At 44.2% G+C, this 15147-nt stretch carries 21 protein-coding genes; 13 read left to right on the forward strand and 8 right to left on the reverse strand.

The window, feature by feature from the left end; translation table 11 throughout:
* Window positions 1–850 precede the first annotated feature (850 nt).
* The gene (locus ACE1TF_RS04585) at window positions 851–2380 is read left to right on the forward strand and encodes a methyl-accepting chemotaxis protein (RefSeq protein ID WP_375014660.1); all 1530 of its coding nucleotides are present in this window, start codon (window positions 851–853) and stop codon (window positions 2378–2380) included.
* Window positions 2381–2384: 4 nt separating this feature from the next.
* Here ACE1TF_RS04585 and ACE1TF_RS04590 read toward each other — a convergent pair whose 3' ends face one another.
* Window positions 2385–2882 (reverse strand): L,D-transpeptidase family protein, encoded by a 498-nt coding sequence (locus ACE1TF_RS04590; protein WP_375014662.1) that lies wholly within the window; start codon window positions 2880–2882, stop codon window positions 2385–2387.
* Between the two features lie 144 nt (window positions 2883–3026).
* Between ACE1TF_RS04590 and ACE1TF_RS04595 the strand changes: the two genes are divergently transcribed.
* On the forward strand, window positions 3027–4136 hold the full coding sequence (locus ACE1TF_RS04595; protein ID WP_375014664.1) for a D-alanyl-D-alanine carboxypeptidase family protein: 1110 nt from the start codon (window positions 3027–3029) through the stop codon (window positions 4134–4136).
* On the opposite strand, the gene ACE1TF_RS04600 is transcribed toward ACE1TF_RS04595, so the two are convergent.
* Entirely contained in the window at window positions 4133–5047 is a 915-nt protein-coding gene (locus ACE1TF_RS04600; protein ID WP_375014666.1) for a patatin-like phospholipase family protein, read from the reverse strand. The two genes, ACE1TF_RS04595 and ACE1TF_RS04600, sit on opposite strands and share 4 nt — an antisense overlap.
* 149 nt (window positions 5048–5196) lie before the next feature.
* Window positions 5197–6360, reverse strand: coding sequence for an iron-containing alcohol dehydrogenase (locus ACE1TF_RS04605; RefSeq protein ID WP_375014668.1), 1164 nt, complete (start codon window positions 6358–6360; stop codon window positions 5197–5199).
* A gap of 133 nt (window positions 6361–6493) precedes the next feature.
* Here ACE1TF_RS04605 and ACE1TF_RS04610 point away from each other — a divergent pair, with 133 nt between their 5' ends.
* The 5 genes from ACE1TF_RS04610 to ACE1TF_RS04630 are packed head-to-tail and all read left to right on the forward strand — an operon-like array spanning window position 6494 to window position 8505.
* A complete protein-coding gene (locus ACE1TF_RS04610; protein ID WP_375014670.1) occupies window positions 6494–6784 on the forward strand; it encodes an HNH endonuclease in 291 nt (96 codons plus the stop codon).
* A gap of 29 nt (window positions 6785–6813) precedes the next feature.
* A complete protein-coding gene (locus tag ACE1TF_RS04615; protein WP_375014672.1) occupies window positions 6814–7263 on the forward strand; it encodes a hypothetical protein in 450 nt (149 codons plus the stop codon).
* Between the two features lie 12 nt (window positions 7264–7275).
* Window positions 7276–7488: a hypothetical protein gene (locus tag ACE1TF_RS04620; protein ID WP_042400644.1), complete on the forward strand. Its 213-nt coding sequence runs from the start codon at window positions 7276–7278 to the stop codon at window positions 7486–7488.
* Between the two features lie 60 nt (window positions 7489–7548).
* Window positions 7549–8091 (forward strand): pentapeptide repeat-containing protein, encoded by a 543-nt coding sequence (locus ACE1TF_RS04625; RefSeq protein WP_042428823.1) that lies wholly within the window; start codon window positions 7549–7551, stop codon window positions 8089–8091.
* Between the two features lie 18 nt (window positions 8092–8109).
* Entirely contained in the window at window positions 8110–8505 is a 396-nt protein-coding gene (locus tag ACE1TF_RS04630) for a VOC family protein (protein ID WP_375014675.1), read from the forward strand.
* Window positions 8506–8540: 35 nt separating this feature from the next.
* Here ACE1TF_RS04630 and ACE1TF_RS04635 read toward each other — a convergent pair whose 3' ends face one another.
* A complete protein-coding gene (locus ACE1TF_RS04635; protein WP_042400639.1) occupies window positions 8541–9014 on the reverse strand; it encodes a glutathione peroxidase in 474 nt (157 codons plus the stop codon).
* A gap of 16 nt (window positions 9015–9030) precedes the next feature.
* Window positions 9031–9333 carry a hypothetical protein gene (locus ACE1TF_RS04640; RefSeq protein WP_042400635.1) on the reverse strand — a complete coding sequence of 101 codons (303 nt, stop codon included), beginning with the start codon at window positions 9331–9333 and terminating at the stop codon, window positions 9031–9033.
* 185 nt (window positions 9334–9518) lie between these two features.
* Here ACE1TF_RS04640 and ACE1TF_RS04645 point away from each other — a divergent pair, with 185 nt between their 5' ends.
* Window positions 9519–9962, forward strand: a complete 444-nt coding sequence (locus ACE1TF_RS04645) for a PH domain-containing protein (protein WP_375014678.1) — start codon at window positions 9519–9521, stop codon at window positions 9960–9962.
* Between the two features lie 70 nt (window positions 9963–10032).
* Here ACE1TF_RS04645 and ACE1TF_RS04650 read toward each other — a convergent pair whose 3' ends face one another.
* Together ACE1TF_RS04650 and ACE1TF_RS04655 are read right to left on the reverse strand one after the other, a co-directional pair.
* Window positions 10033–10581 (reverse strand): hypothetical protein, encoded by a 549-nt coding sequence (locus tag ACE1TF_RS04650; RefSeq protein ID WP_375014680.1) that lies wholly within the window; start codon window positions 10579–10581, stop codon window positions 10033–10035.
* A 14-nt stretch (window positions 10582–10595) separates the two neighbouring features.
* Window positions 10596–10787 carry a hypothetical protein gene (locus ACE1TF_RS04655; protein ID WP_375014682.1) on the reverse strand — a complete coding sequence of 64 codons (192 nt, stop codon included), beginning with the start codon at window positions 10785–10787 and terminating at the stop codon, window positions 10596–10598.
* Window positions 10788–11508: 721 nt separating this feature from the next.
* Here ACE1TF_RS04655 and ACE1TF_RS04660 point away from each other — a divergent pair.
* Entirely contained in the window at window positions 11509–12360 is an 852-nt protein-coding gene (locus ACE1TF_RS04660; RefSeq protein ID WP_375014684.1) for a TetR/AcrR family transcriptional regulator, read from the forward strand.
* 89 nt (window positions 12361–12449) lie between these two features.
* Window positions 12450–12758, forward strand: a complete 309-nt coding sequence (locus ACE1TF_RS04665) for a hypothetical protein (protein ID WP_375014686.1) — start codon at window positions 12450–12452, stop codon at window positions 12756–12758.
* 25 nt (window positions 12759–12783) lie between these two features.
* Here ACE1TF_RS04665 and ACE1TF_RS04670 read toward each other — a convergent pair whose 3' ends face one another.
* Complete coding sequence (locus tag ACE1TF_RS04670; RefSeq protein ID WP_375014688.1) at window positions 12784–13272, reverse strand: GNAT family N-acetyltransferase; 489 nt, start codon at window positions 13270–13272, stop codon at window positions 12784–12786.
* A 107-nt stretch (window positions 13273–13379) separates the two neighbouring features.
* Here ACE1TF_RS04670 and ACE1TF_RS04675 point away from each other — a divergent pair, with 107 nt between their 5' ends.
* Genes ACE1TF_RS04675 through ACE1TF_RS04685 form a run of 3 tightly spaced genes read left to right on the forward strand, consistent with a single transcriptional unit; the run spans window position 13380 to window position 15142 of the window.
* Window positions 13380–13802, forward strand: coding sequence for an NUDIX hydrolase (locus ACE1TF_RS04675; RefSeq protein WP_375014690.1), 423 nt, complete (start codon window positions 13380–13382; stop codon window positions 13800–13802).
* On the forward strand, window positions 13792–14265 hold the full coding sequence (locus tag ACE1TF_RS04680; RefSeq protein ID WP_375014692.1) for an 8-oxo-dGTP diphosphatase: 474 nt from the start codon (window positions 13792–13794) through the stop codon (window positions 14263–14265). Before ACE1TF_RS04675 ends, ACE1TF_RS04680 begins: the two co-directional genes overlap by 11 nt.
* A complete protein-coding gene (locus tag ACE1TF_RS04685) occupies window positions 14252–15142 on the forward strand; it encodes an aminoglycoside phosphotransferase family protein (protein ID WP_375014694.1) in 891 nt (296 codons plus the stop codon). The genes ACE1TF_RS04680 and ACE1TF_RS04685 overlap by 14 nt, the downstream gene beginning before the upstream one ends.
* Window positions 15143–15147 lie beyond the last annotated feature (5 nt).

Consider the following 15147-nt stretch of genomic DNA (forward strand, 5'->3'; position numbering starts at 1 on the left):
GGGCCGACGTGTCGTTGGCATTTAGCTAGGATTCTGCGCGCAAGTTGGAACAAACTGCGCGCTAAAATCGTTCAAAAGCGAAAACTCGCGCGCAGAACGTTCGTTCGTCTTGGCTGTATGTGCCCCCAGCCCTGCGGTAAAGAATTCAGAGAACCATCCTTTGTATTTCCTACCCAAAAACCTAGCAAGACGTCGGCGCGAGCCGCGCCGAACCGAATCCGGTTTGGCGTCGGCCCCGATGGGTCCGACGTGTCGTTGGCACTTCATGCTGGAATCTGCGCTCCAGTTGGAACAAACTGCGCGCAAGTTTGGTGAAATCGGCGCTAAAATCGGTCAAAAGCGCAAACTTGCGCACAGAACGTGTAAACTAGCGCGCAAAATGGCACCCCGCTACCCCTCCATCCCCACAGAGCAAATCAGGAAAATCTTACGCTCATTCTATATCATTCACGATCAAATTCGAGAAAATCTGCCCATCGTGGGTAACGACCCATTTGAAATCACTTCATAAATCATGCTCCTCGTTCATGTGAACGAGGAGCTAATTTTCAGTGATCTCGGTCGACAAAAGGATGAGCCGACGTCACCCTTGAATAAAAGCTTCCGCCTGCAGTGAAAATCAAGCTCCTATAGGAATATGAAAAGCTCAGCCTATATTGAACATTCGTCTAGATCATAAGGCTTCAAATGCTTAACAGCTGAGAGGTCCATTAGCCCCCTACAAAACACTATCCATCAAGTGAAATAGCACGATATACAATAAAAACTTGTAAATAAATGTTTACAAATGTCATTATTTAGGTATATATAGTAATTATTAGGGATAAAGACTTAGGAAGAAGGTTGTTTAGTGAAACGTAAAGAAAACACAGTAATGTTGGCTTTTACTGCTTTTGTACTTGGGATTATGGGATTAGTGTCATTTTTGCACGGTTATGTTGGTTGGCTGGATACGTACTTACTCTTAACAGGTAGGGCTGGCACAGGGCAGTACACGGGCATTATCGCTGTACTTTTCTTTTTGCCGATTGTGCTTTTTGTTTTGGCGTTGATTGTGCACCTCAGAAGCCATGCGTATAAGTGGGTCCAATGGCTCGTTATGCTGTCGCTAACGTTTAGTAGCATTTCCATCATTGCCATTGGAGATGGCCTCGTAGAATATCATTTCTCCATCTTTATGGTGTTGGCAGCTCTTGCCTATTATGCACACTTACACCTCATCATTGTAAGCACGATTATTTTTGCCCTCCAGCATTTTGTCGGCTATTTCACATTCCCAGAACTCATTTGCGGTACAGACCAATATCCGTTTTCTTTGCTTATGATCCATGCTGTTTTTCTTTTGGCAACTTCAGGAGCGCTAATGATTCAAATTGTCGTCCGTAATCGTCATGCAAAGGAAGTGAACGAACAGACAATACGTCATCAGTCTGTGATTAAAGCGTTGCTTGGTAACATCGCATCAACGACGGATGCGGTGACATCGAACGTTGCACAGCTTCAACATACATCTGCAGATGCTAAGCTGTCAGCGAATCGCACCGTTGAGACCTTTTCCCATATTGATCTAGGGGCGGTTACTCAAGTGGAGAACGCTTATGCGAGTAAAGGATCTCTCATGAAAGTGGTAGAAGTTGCAGAAGCGATTATTCAAAGAAATAAGGAGACTGAGGAAAGAGCGAGTGTGGCGAGTCACTCGTCGCAAGAAGGTGCTCATGAGATGAATCGCACAATGGAAGGCATTCGAGAGATTGCGACGAGCACAGAGGAAATGACGAACAGCATGACAGAGTTGAACGAAAAGACGAAAGAGATTAATAAAATTTCATCATTCATTACGTCGATTGCGGAGCAAACGAATCTTTTGTCACTAAACGCTGCAATCGAAGCTGCGCGAGCTGGTGAGGCGGGAGCAGGATTTTCAGTTGTTGCAAAAGAAATTCGGACTTTATCGGAGCAATCCGACCAAAATGCAAGATCGATTATTACACTCATTCAACAAATTCAGTCTGAAACGGATGCATTAAGTACACGAATGAGCAAAAATTTAAAAACAACACGCGAAGGTTTTGAACAATCGGAGCGTACACAACAATATTTCGAAGCCATCTCTAAGCAATTAATCGAGCTACATGACGATTTGCGTACATCACTCGCACACACATCAGAAATTAACATCGAAGCAAATTCTGCTTTAGAAAAGGTCAATAATATGACTGATGTGTCTGAACAATACCGTGAAACGGTAAAAGAAAGCAATGAACAAACAGATCGTCAGTTAAGGAATACGCAAGTGATTGAGCGTGCTGTAAATGAATTAAAGCAAGTGCTCCATGAGCTTAATGACAACGTATCTGAGCTCCAGTTAAAAGAAGCCTGAGTCATTAAGACTCAATCGTCACACGGGTACCATTAGGCACAATGCTTGCCAATTCGTTAACGTCGGCATTGTGCATCCGGATGCAACCGTGGGAGACGGAGTGACCAATTGAGGCTGGATCGTTTGTTCCGTGTATGCCGTAGTGAAGCTTAGAAAGCGAGAGCCACATCGTACCGAATGGACCACCAGGGTTTGGTTGGCGATTTACGATTACAAAAGACCCTACCGGAGTCATCGTAACCATGCGACCGACAGCGATCGGATACACACGGATCGATGCGCCGTTTTGAAATAATGTGAGTGTGTGATTCTGTATGGAAACACGAATCGTATACGGAATCGTTCTAGGGTCGGGCAGTCCAGGAATACGTATGGTTTGCCCGGCTTGTAGTTGCGTCGGATTGACCCCAGCATTTTGTTGGAGTAATTGTGTGAGCGACACACGGTAATCAGCAGCAATGGATGAGAGCGTCTCGCCTGCCTGTACAGTATGAAGATACATAAAACCCCTCCTCATCTTCCAACATATGTGTAACAATACTTATTCTAGTACTGTATTTTTGGTCCTTGTAATGAAAATGTCATTTAAAGTTTCATGTGTTTTGCGGTAAAATGCTATGCAGAACATGTCGTTTACAGGGTGGTTATGACTATTAAACGAAGCGTAGCATTACTTAGTGCCTTAGGTTTGTTGTTTTTTCCTGCGATCGGACAAGCAACCGAAATCGAGCCTCCAACGATTACAAGTGAAACCGCCGTCGTCATCGATGCCAAGTCGGGAGACGTAATCTACGATAAACAAGCTGAGCAGCAAATGTTTCCTGCCAGCATAACGAAAATATTAACAGCAATTATTGCGCTTGAATATGGAGAATGGACCGACTCTGTCGAAATTAGTGAAGCAGCCACCGAAGCTGTTGGCACAACGGTATTCCTCATGGAAGGTGAAGTTATTGAGCTCGGTCAGCTCATCAAAGGATTGCTCATTAACTCCGGTAACGATGCGGGTGTCGCGATTGCTGAACACCTCGCCGGTAGCGAAGAAGCGTTTCAGCGTGTCATGAATGAGTATTTAACAGAACGAATTGGTGTGGAGAATACACACTTTACGAATGCCCATGGACTGTTTGATGAGGATCATTATACGACCGCAGAAGATATGGCCATCATTACCCAATATGCGATGAATAACGACGCATTTCGGGAGTTGGCGGCCATTGAAGAATTTGAGTGGGAAAGTGAGAGCTGGGAGACGACGATCTACAATCACCATCAATTAGTCAGAGATCATGACGAGGTGATTGGCGTCAAAAATGGTTTCGTCTCCCAATCAGGATTCACGTTAGCAACAATGGCAGAAATCGAAGATGATGAATACATCGTCGTAACCATGAATGCCTTAACGGCGAACGATTCATACGAAGATACACGGGCGTTACTTCGCTATGCAGGTCATAACTACGAAACGCAAACCCTTGAAGAAGGGGACTTCTTTGAGGGAGACGATGGAAAAGAATACGAAGTCGTTCAAGGAGCGTATTATACAGTAGCGCGTGGTGAAGAGGTATCCCATGAAGTTGATGAAGGTCAGTTAGTCATCCGTGATGCTGAAGATGACGTACTCGTTAGACAGACGCTTAGACCGATGCTCGACTCATTTCAAGTTCAGGCAGCCTCAGAAACGGTTACTGAAGAAGAAGATCAGCAATTTTCATTTGTACAATGGGTACAAGACCTTATTGGAAGATGGTTTTAACGCTTCGTTTTCGTTCGCTTCCATTTGTGAGATTCGAAGTCCCAACCTTCCATAAATGTGCGTGCACTCTCATAACCTGAATTATAGAGAAATTGCATTTCTTCTCGGTTCAATTCAAAGTCGGTAGCGGTAATTTCCCCGGTATCGATTTTGATCGTCCGTTCACTCGTATTCTCATTGAAATGCCGAAGGTCATGGGCTTGCATCATCGTTCTGAATATATTTTGGAAAAGATGAAACGGCGTTGGGATCGTTGCATTTGCCCGAATTTCTTCTTTAATGAAATGAAAGCCAAATGTTGGAAATTCAGGATCTTCGACATCAAACAACCAAACCGGGAAGTTGCTCAACAGACCTCCATCGATAATGTAGGACTTTTTTTGGTTTTTCGTTTTCCAAACGACCGGGCGATAAAAGAAAGGCATGGACGTACTCATCAAGATGGCTTTTGAAATATTCAGATCTTTAGGTGTCATGTTGTAGCGCGGCAGATCATCGGGGAATACGAGCATCTGTCCATTCGTAATGTCAGAAGCGATGATTTTTAACCGTTCATTAGGGAGGTCGGCGAACGTTTGAATCCCTTTTTCTCGCAGGCGCTCATGGACCCACGATTCGAGGTAGTTGTTTTTGTAGATGCCGAGGTGAAAGAGTAAGTTGTATAGTGTGCCGATAATCGGGATACGATTCACCCACGTTCGACCGCGTAATTGTTCATAATCAAGCGTTTCAAGCATCGCACGAATTTCTTTACTCGTATAACCGGCTGCGAGCAGTGCCGCAACGACGGAACCGACCGAGGTCCCTGCGAGCCTGACCCATTCTACGCCTTGTTCCTCCATGGCAGAAATGGCCCCGGCGAATGCAATTCCTCGAATACCACCGCCTTCAAATACAGCATCAGCTTTCAAAGCAATCACTCCTTTCTACTACGTAAAGAGAGAAACACGGGTCAAAAATCAACATAAAAACGAAAATATTTTTTCGTTTTATCTTATGTATGACTTAAGTAAAGTAGAAGAAGAGCCAGGGAGCGTTAGTGTCCCTGGCACTATATCGTTTACAATGCTTTCTTTAGCAGATCATAAGCGGTTGTTTCATCCATTTTAAAGTAGTTTCCAAACGGTCCGTTCGCAGCAGCAATGCCGGCCATTTGTTCAATCTGATCGGCGCCAATCTCGTAATCAGCGAGTCGTGTCGGTGCCCCGAGCTTAGCCCAAAACGAAGCGAGGCGATCAATGCCTTCTAGTGCCGTCTCTCGATCCGTTTTGCCTGACCCGTCAACACCGAACACACGGACGGCGAGTTGCGCGCCCCTTGCTGGATTCACATCGACGCTTTTTCTCATCCAATGAGGGAACAAAATGGCCAACCCTCCGGCATGAGGAATGTCAGATACGGCCGATACCGCATGCTCAAGATTATGTGTGCCCCAATCACCTCTTGCTCCCATTTGCGTAATGCCGTTAAGCGCCATCGTCCCTGAATAGAGAATCGTTTCTCGTTGATCAAGATTTGTCAGGTCTTCTAACAGTTCAGGGCCAGCTTCCATCACCGTTTGCAAAATCGATTCACAAATCCGGTCTTGCAATGGTGTATGTTCAGCTGGGTGGAAGTAGGCTTCCAATACGTGGGTCATCATATCAATGATTCCATACATCGTATGGTCACGAGGTGCAGAAACTGTATTTATCGGATCTAGTATTGAAAATGTCGGGTAGCTCGATGGGCTGGACCAGCCGACCTTTTGTTGCGTTTCCCAATTTGTAATGACAGACCCAGCGTTCATTTCCGATCCCGTTGCAGCAAGTGTCAAAATCGTGCCGAATGGCATTGCCGATTGTGCGGTTTCTTTTTTTGTAATGACGTTCCAAATATCACCATCGTGTTTGGCGCCAACGGCAATCGCTTTCGTTGCGTCGATCACACTTCCGCCGCCAACGGCAAGGATGAAATCAATATGATGTTCGTGAATGAGTTCAATCCCTTTTCGTACCGTCGTCAACCTCGGGTTCGGTTCCACACCGGCAAGCTCTATGACCGTTTTATCGGCACGGTTTAGTTGCTCAATGACACGGTCGTACAAGCCGTTTGCTTTAATGCTTCCTCCTCCGTATACGAGTAGAACATTTTTACCGAATGACGTAAGCTCCTCAGCGAGAGCGTTCGTTTGATCTTGACCGAAGATAAGTTTCGTTGGGTTTCGAAACACAAATGCATCCATACATAATCGTCTCCTTCGTTTTCTATATCATTATCTATAGTAGCGGGAAGTATCAATCAACAGCAACGAAAATGCTCGGTATTGACATGAAAAAAGAGCGTTTTGGGTAAAGGTTATGAGAAAGGTGGTATCCATGAGCACTTGTGAACTGTGTGGTCGACATCCGGTGAAATGCACGACTCATCACCTGCTTCCTAAAGTTGAAGGTGGGACATTTGGGGAGACGGCCAATTTATGCATACCTTGTCATAAACAGATTCATGCACTGTACACAAATCAAGAAATTGCAGCGCGTTTAACGACCATCCGCTCCTTAAAAGAAGATGCTAAATTACGATCGTTTATTCGCTGGATTCGAAAACAAAGTCCTAATACGATTCCGCGTACGAAAAAATCCAATGAACTCCGGAAAAAAGAGAGATGAGCGCTATAGATGGCAAAGGGGGGGATCATATGACGTCTTCTACAGAAAACACAGCGGATTACTTACACCGAATGATTTTTCGTGTCGCATTTTATTTGATGTTTATTGGAATGCTCGTCAACTCAGCAACGTTAATAACCCCGGGGTTCACAGCTGTGGATACGTTATTATATTTAATTGGAATTCCGCTCGTCGTTACTGGAGCTGTTGTGTTGTGGACGACGAGTCCTGAAATAAAAAGGGACGTAAATGAACTCGCTATTCTCAAGTACGGCATGGTCATTGGTGCGCTTCTTCCCGTTACTATGATGATTATACATGTGAGTACACTTACGACCTCGATCGGCGCTTACACATGGACGATGGCGAGCGTGCTCGTTCTACTGTGGGCGTTTGGTTTTACGTATATACAAGCGTATATAAAAAGAACGATCGGCTCTTCTGAGCAAAACGTAGAGAAACGTTCACACCATTTATGATAAAGTATGAGTATGAATAATTTTTTACTTCGATTTTCAGTGTCTACCGTTAGAATTGTAAACGTATCCGTTTGTCTCGTCGTGTTTGGTTTTGCTTTTGCTGGAATTGTTGTAGGAGTGACCGAACTACGAGATACTGCACTTATCCTCTTGCCTTTTGTTCTCGTAACGAGTTATTTATCACATAAGCGCAGGCAGTTAGAAGAAGGATCAGAAAATGAATGATAACGACCGTTTGCCCGCGGAGTTATCATTTTTAACGACAACCGTTAGGAGGAACGTTTTGTGAAGGAAGAAGACTTTGACGTCGTTCAAATGAATGATGAGCCAAAAGAAAAGAATGAACGTTTGAAATATAGTAATGAAACGATGAAGAGAGCGGATTTTTCCAATGTTGCCACGATCGGTGGGAAATACAACAGCAGCAACCTTAACCACTCAGAATTCAGCAACGCGGATTTGGAAAAGAGCAAGATTAGTCACTCGACTATGGATCACGTCGTCTTTTTAGAAACGAACTTAAATCGCACGAAGTTTAATTACAGTTCATTGAAATCGGCTTCGTTTGAGAATTGCTCTTATGAGGATGCCCGGTTTTTATACTGTACCCTCTCATATGCAGATTTCAGTTATGAAACCTTCAGGCGGACAGAGTTTAAGCAATGTACACTAAAACAAACGTCCTTTTACGGTGCGACATTTCGAAACGTCACCTTTAAAGATTGCACGGTGAAACATTGTGACTTTACCGGATCGAAAATGGATAGCACAACGATTGCATATTTGCGGAGCACCGATGCCAACCTAACAGATGTAGAAATTCTATAAAGAGAAGAGGGGAAATTCATGAAACAAATGCTGCCGTTTTTCATGTTTCAAGAAGGAGTCGCTGAGGAAGCCATGAACCATTACGTATCCGTATTTGAGGATGCAAAAATCCAAGCCATTGAGCGTTACGGTCCTGATGGTCCTGGAGAAGAAGGAACCGTGCTGCGCGCCCGTTTTATGGTGAAAGACCAGGAATTTATGTGCATCGACAGCCATATTCAGCATGACTTCACTTTTACCCCATCGATTTCGATGTACATCACTTGTGAAAACGAGGAAGAAATTGATCACTTGTATACCGAACTGAAAGAAGGCGGTAACGAGCTCATGCCGATCGGGGATTACGGGTTTAGTCAGAAGTTTGCTTGGGTGAACGACCGCTTTGGCGTATCTTGGCAGCTCAACCTAGAGTAGACGATCGCGCACAATCAATGCGCGATCGTCTTATTTTAGAGCAGTTCTTTAATGGAAGCTTCAATGTCTTTTGGTTTATCTTTCGGCGCAAATCGTTTGACGACTTGTCCTTCACGATCGACAAGAAACTTCGTGAAATTCCACTTAATTTCGTCACCGAATACGCCGCCTTGTTGTTCTTTTAAATGTTTATATAAAGGGTCTGCTTGTTTCCCTTTCACATCAATCTTTTTAAACAGTGGAAACGTCACTCCGAAGTTCAAGCGGCATGATTCCTCCATCTGATCGTCAGGAACCGGTTCTTGGCTCATGAATTGATTGCTCGGGAATCCGAGAACGCGCAGCCCGTCGTCTTTGTACGACTGGTGCAACTCCTCCAAGCCGTCAAATTGATTGGCGAACCCGCATTTTGTTGCCGTGTTCACAATTAATAAAACCTCGCCCTTATATTCAGAGAGCGGAAATTCTTCGCCATTACTTTTGTCCACAGTATAATCAAATACGCTCATTGGTTTTCAACCACCTTTACTCGTATCGTGTTTCGTCTTCAGCATCAGCCAAATATTGGTCCGCCTGCGTCGCATCACGGCGGTGCACCTCAAGCCGAGTCGTCGAGATGCCAAGAGAAGTGGAACCAGCACCAAGCTTTGGCGTAATGGTGCGGAGTCGGCACTTTACCCCTCGCCCTGTGAGAATGCTATGCTTTCGGATGACATGCGTTGCTCGTTCTGAAGGCGCCTCAGCAATCGTCTTCCAAGCCAAGTGATCCGCGTAAACGATAAACAAAAGTAAGAAGATGAAGATCACAATAATCAACGTCGTTGACATGCTATGACCACGATCCTTTCTTTTGTTTACATTCGCTACCGCTTCTTTGGATCCTGCTAGAACGCGAGTGTGAAAATTAGATGCTTATAGTTATATGTTCACGGGATTCATCATTTTGAAACCCTTACTTCCATTTAACTTTGCAAACAAGTATGAGAAAATGGGGAGAGGTGAGGTGAATAGCGATGAGTTTTGCCCCAAAACGAGATAAGAGCGTCGTCCTGTTGCTATTTCTTGGATGGGCCATTTTTATCACAATATTCGTTTTTCTTATGTTCCAGATTCAGCAACCCGCGTTTGTGTTCATCATTTCTACGCTTCTCGTCATTTACGTCGCGCTCGCTATCTTTCGGGTCGTCCGTCTACGGTATGAGCTGCATGATGAATTTCTCTACGCCCGGTCCGGTCATTACAACACGATTATTGATTACAATGACATTCGGGCTGTGGACACGTATGAACAAATGTATCCACTCGGGTTCAGTTTAGCGATGGCAAAACGTGGACTTGTTATCCATTACGACAAAGGAATTTACCGATCAGTGAAAATTGCTCCAGCCGATGAAACAGAATTCCTCGAAACGCTTCATCAAAAAAATGCAAACATTAAAATCGACGCTAACCGCTGATCGTCGTTAGCGTCGAATGAAGTTTGGCATCATCCCTTCACGAAGCTCTATATTGACTCCTCCACTATCATTACCGAAATTGTTTTTTTCGTTTTTTCTTATCTTCTTGGTCACTCAAGAAGTAAAAGGCGAATCCGAAGATGATGAGAAAGACAGGTGCCCATGTAACAAGAGCCCAGTCAACGAGGAACGAAATGAAGAAAATCATAGGAGCAAGTACAAAAAAGACGATGCCTGTATGCTTTTCCAACGTTCTTGTATCTCGGTACTTGCGCATTCTAAGCAATACATTTGCCGCAAGTAAAAAGGCAAGTTCTAGTAACACATACATGTATATAGCAAACACGATAATGCCTACAGTGACCGTCCCCCACCCACTGTCCACCTGGATGTTAATGGCGTGGAGAAGAGCAGCAACGGCAGGTACGACTAAGGTAATGCTGATCGTATATCGGGGGTGAGACGTGTACGTTTTCCACGTTTTCTTTTGTTGCCCGTGTAAAGAAGAGTAGTTCGATTTCTCAATTGAATGATTTAACAAATACTGCGCGATGAAAAGAGCGAGGAGTGACACATAAGTAATGAGCCAAGCATCCTCAGTGAGAAACATAGAGGTCAACAGGATCGTTCCTTTCAGTTTTTGCGATTTTGTTTATGATGGTTCAAGTGATAGAAACCTAAAAGCAAATAAACGAGCGTAAGTGTACCGAAAAGAATAATTGGAGGCAGTGGATTCACAAGCAAAACAATTAAGACGATCATCGTAACAAAAGCGGCCGGGGCCGCAAACGTAAAGTAAAAACGGTGTTTCAAACGTTTGTTCATAATAGCCTCCTTCAAACTCCTCAAGTATACCATCGCTTACGAGCAAGTAGAAAACGAATCGTCACGGCACTACTATATAAGTCGAACGAAAGAAATTCATTGAATCGGATGACCGAGATGGGTTTTTGCGGGTGAGTGCTTGCATATTGTCTGTCGACATTCATCTCATTGCACGATCGACAACTTCGTTGTCGATCGTTGTTCGTCTTTGCAAGGATTGCGGGCAACACGAGATACGTTTGCCCAAGGGAAAAGTCGTGACCGAGGCTCACCACCTGGCACAAGCATGTGACGGTCGGTCACTTATGTGACAATCCAGCCCTCAAACCGCGCACTTTCGGCACACAACTGTCACAAATTGCAATATTTGTGACAGTTGACACCGTTTATGTGCGCATTCACGTGTAAAATCATGATTTTTCTTTCTCAAATGTCACAAATATGGATATATGGGGCATTTGGACTTCTTTCCACACACCGTAGCCAGGGGTCACTACCGAACCGATGTTGCCCTTATAGTCCAGACTACAAGCATCCGCCTGCAGTGGAAGGCAACAACAAACTGCGCAATCAGGAAAATGTTAAGTTCTTTCTATATAGAAATGAACCTGTTTCGGTCGTTTACGTTCTAGTGACTGACCAGTCATTTTAACATGATTGTCACTCTTTTACGCTAAGTGGCTAGTCAGTCAATGATAGAATGGTAGATGAGGTGTAGAAGATGAGTGAAAAAAGAGAAGCCATTCTTAAAAAAGCCATCCATTTGTTTGCGACGGATGGGTTCCACCCGACGTCGATTCAAGATATTTGCACGATTAGTGGGATTTCTAAAGGAGCATTCTATTTGCATTTCCGCTCAAAAGACGAACTGTTGTTTAAAATATATGAGTACTATTATGAAGGGTTAAATCATAAGATTGATGAGGTGCGTAGACAAGGATTGTATCCACGGGAATCATTTGAGCAACAGATGACGGTACATTTTCAGGAAGTGCTTCGTCATCGAGACTTTATCGTGATGCAATTGCAAGAACAAGAATTATCCACCAATCCGACTATTGCCCAATTTGTTCGGGAAATGAAAGAACAGCGGCAAAAGTGGTACATCGAGACATTTGCTGCCATTTATGGAGAGGAATTTCAACCTCATATATACGATTTGAGTATCATGTTAGATGGGATTACGAAATCATATTTGCAAACATTACTCGATTTGGATAGTAACTTGGACCCGAGCACACTCGCACAATTCATCCGTCGACGAATCGATGAATTGGCTGCTGGGATGAAAGAAGAGCCCCAACCTCTTTTGCAAATGAACGACCGTATGGTGGGGACGAGCAATCGTGACAGCGCTGTTCATCTTCTAGAAGAGATCAGACAGTTGCTCTCACACATCACACTTACTGAACAAAAGCGGGAACAATTGCTCGAGGCGATCAGCGTCATTGAGGCCGAATTCGAGCACGACCAACCAAGAAAAATCATTATTGATGGGATGCTGCGGACGATGGATGATGTCGAAGGCATCGAATTCTACTGCAAACGCTTAAAAAAAGTGATGCGGGTTTGATTACAGTTTTCTTAAACGTCCGCATAGGCTTAGAAACTTTGAAATAATGAATAGCAAGAGCTGTCACAACGGGAAGGGACATGTTTTTCATGTTGCACGTATTGTCAATCTCGATGAGTATGTTGCTTTTTGCCGTCGCTTATCTCATTGGTGTGAAAAAGAAACGCGCACTCGTTCGACTGGCGTTGCCCCACGTATCGCCATCCGCACTGATTACGAATAAAGAAGAGTACGCAAGAATTCTCGGTTTGTATACATTTCTTACAGGAATAATCATGCTACTCTTGCCAACACTCGTTTTATTTTTTGGCGGACTTGTAGGTGCACTCATTTGTGTTGCTCTCGTCATCGTACTCGTGTTCGTGCTACTGGCTAAGATTAGACGGGTCTCAAGGTAGCACGGGGCGACGGCTACGCGCTTCATCACGGACCATTTTTGTAATAGATGTGGTAGTCCCTTCGCACATTGTCTTCTTCTGCAAACTTTTCCCGGATACATTCGAAAGCGAAACCCGCTCGTTTTGCTAAATTTATCGATCGTTGATTCTCTTCAACAATATGAGCTTCTAACCTCCGAAAGCCTTTTTCAGAAAAGAAGTATTCACACGCCGCATGCACCATCTCAACCCCGTATCCCCTACCCTGAAACTGTGGATGAAGCGAATAACCAACCATGCCCCAATCATAACTCATACGAAGAATCGTATACACTTCCACTTTTCCGATAAGCTGTTCGTCTGAATTCCTGAACACTCCGAACTGATATATGTCATCTTTTTGAGCGGCCTGCTCGTAATCGGCGATACGGTCGGCGAATGTGCGCTCTGATTCTTCGCTTTTATAAAGATCTCTCCATATTGCATAGTCGCTCTTCTCGTACGGTCGAACAGATAAGCGTTGTGTTGCAATCATCCGTGTCGCACCTCTACATTCTATATTTTTTTGCAGAACAGTGTCATAATAAAGTCATTATTATTCTATATTTTCTCACCATTCTAACATGAAAGAGGTGCGCCGTAATGGAGTTGTGGCAAGGAACGAGTGCCATATGTGTAAATGATCAACGTCAGTTATTGATGGTCAAACAAGGAACGCCAGAAGAAGTGAAAACGTGGGCCCTTCCTGGTGGTGGAAAGAATGATGATGAGACCATCGAGGAATGCTGTGTGCGTGAAGTGTGGGAAGAGACGGGTTACGTAGCCCGAGCGATAAAAGAACTGCACGTTAAACACACACAAATTGACCCGTTTCGTGTACAAGTTCACTATATCCTTATAGAAATTGTTGGGGGGAAGATAAACATTCTAGATCCCGATGACCTTATTGAGCGAGTGGAATGGATAGATGAGTCCACATTACGCGACCTTTCGTTATCTTATGAGGAAGACCGCAAAGGGTTAATGGCTCTATTGAAGTCAGGGGGCAACGAATGTGCCGAGTGACTTGAATGTGAAATTTTGGACGATTTGTCTGATTAGAGACGGGGACTATGTTCTATTGCTCGACCGCACGCATGATGATTTTAAAGGCTTCATACCTCCAGGTGGAAAGGTAGCATTTCCGGAAAGCTTCACAGCAGCTGCAATACGAGAAGTGTATGAAGAAACAGGGTTACATGTGTGGGATCTTACATATAAAGGCATCTATGAATTTGTGAATCCGGTAAAGAAAGACCGCTATATGATTTTTAATTATATGACTGAGCATTTTTCAGGTGAACTAACGAACCATCCCCGCGAGGGGCAGCCGAATTGGATACACATTGATGATGTTGATCATCTACCGATGCAACCGTCGATTCGCCGCCGTTTTCCTTATTTCTTTAAAGAGGGTACCTTTGAAATCCATGTCGTTTGGGATGAGGAGAACGATCAGGAAGGAGACATCTATATTGAACGAACATAGTGCGAAAGCTGAGATTCGGTCGTTGCCTGACGTCTCGATCCCAGAAGTATTTCAACCTTATGCAACGGTTTTAGGACTTTGCAATTATGACGGATGGGAAAAGTTACGGGGATGGGAGTTGTCAGAAGTTTGGCGAGCGTCAGCTGGGCAACAGTCTCATATTCTTAAAATAGGCATCTCTAGAAATGCGCGAGAAATCACGATTTATGACGAGTTTTTACAAAGAATTGAAGCCGCTCCTAAAGTTATTGACTATGTAAAAGATCAAGGTATAGCGATAATAAAGCTTCAAGATTTACAAGCGCCGAATCTAGAACAAGCCCCGAATGAAGACGGATACGAAATGGCTGCAGTGCAGTTATCGAAGCTCCGCCAGGCGACAGTTCAAGCAAAGGGGCAAGGCACTTCGGTAAACGATCACTTGCGAGACTTTGATCGCATTGCTTTGTATGAAAGTCGGTTAAAACGACACCGCCCCGTCGTTCTCCACCACCTTGTTGAACTTTATGACGGGTTTCCCCCTGTGTTAACCCATAACGACTATCATACAAAAAATCTCATTTACACTGGTGGAGACGTCCGTATATTAGACTGGTCAGAGGCGTATGTGAGTCCACATCTTGGCGATTTGTATAGTTTGATTAGCTCAGCTGAAGGAGCACGGAATCAGATTGTGAGCGCATACGAACAAGCAAGTGGAGAACGGAATGTGCATTGGCAACTGACCATCGGTGCGATCTGCTGGTTAATGGAGCGCATTCGCTACTTTTTGGATGGGGGTACAGAAGAAATCCCGATCGCAAAAGAATGGATTCCTGATCTCGTAAATGATCTCCTAATGCACTGTGAAATGTTAAAAGAATGGACGAAAGGGTGAATCGC

This window comes from Geomicrobium sp. JSM 1781026 (assembly GCF_041949955.1).
GTDB lineage: Bacteria > Bacillota > Bacilli > Bacillales > Marinococcaceae > Geomicrobium_A.

Excerpts from the sequence above, each read along its gene's own strand:
- ACE1TF_RS04590 (WP_375014662.1), bottom strand. The coding sequence starts at position 2,882 with ATGTATCTTCATACTGTACAGGCAGGCGAGACGCTCTCATCCATTGCT.
- ACE1TF_RS04595 (WP_375014664.1), top strand. The coding sequence starts at position 3,027 with ATGACTATTAAACGAAGCGTAGCATTACTTAGTGCCTTAGGTTTGTTG.
- ACE1TF_RS04605 (WP_375014668.1), bottom strand. The coding sequence starts at position 6,360 with ATGGATGCATTTGTGTTTCGAAACCCAACGAAACTTATCTTCGGTCAA.
- ACE1TF_RS04610 (WP_375014670.1), top strand. The coding sequence starts at position 6,494 with ATGAGCACTTGTGAACTGTGTGGTCGACATCCGGTGAAATGCACGACT.
- ACE1TF_RS04615 (WP_375014672.1), top strand. The coding sequence starts at position 6,814 with ATGACGTCTTCTACAGAAAACACAGCGGATTACTTACACCGAATGATT.
- ACE1TF_RS04620 (WP_042400644.1), top strand. The coding sequence starts at position 7,276 with ATGAATAATTTTTTACTTCGATTTTCAGTGTCTACCGTTAGAATTGTA.
- ACE1TF_RS04630 (WP_375014675.1), top strand. The coding sequence starts at position 8,110 with ATGAAACAAATGCTGCCGTTTTTCATGTTTCAAGAAGGAGTCGCTGAG.
- ACE1TF_RS04635 (WP_042400639.1), bottom strand. The coding sequence starts at position 9,014 with ATGAGCGTATTTGATTATACTGTGGACAAAAGTAATGGCGAAGAATTT.
- ACE1TF_RS04640 (WP_042400635.1), bottom strand. The coding sequence starts at position 9,333 with ATGTCAACGACGTTGATTATTGTGATCTTCATCTTCTTACTTTTGTTT.
- ACE1TF_RS04645 (WP_375014678.1), top strand. The coding sequence starts at position 9,519 with ATGAGTTTTGCCCCAAAACGAGATAAGAGCGTCGTCCTGTTGCTATTT.
- ACE1TF_RS04655 (WP_375014682.1), bottom strand. The coding sequence starts at position 10,787 with ATGAACAAACGTTTGAAACACCGTTTTTACTTTACGTTTGCGGCCCCG.
- ACE1TF_RS04660 (WP_375014684.1), top strand. The coding sequence starts at position 11,509 with ATGAGTGAAAAAAGAGAAGCCATTCTTAAAAAAGCCATCCATTTGTTT.
- ACE1TF_RS04665 (WP_375014686.1), top strand. The coding sequence starts at position 12,450 with ATGTTGCACGTATTGTCAATCTCGATGAGTATGTTGCTTTTTGCCGTC.
- ACE1TF_RS04670 (WP_375014688.1), bottom strand. The coding sequence starts at position 13,272 with ATGATTGCAACACAACGCTTATCTGTTCGACCGTACGAGAAGAGCGAC.
- ACE1TF_RS04675 (WP_375014690.1), top strand. The coding sequence starts at position 13,380 with ATGGAGTTGTGGCAAGGAACGAGTGCCATATGTGTAAATGATCAACGT.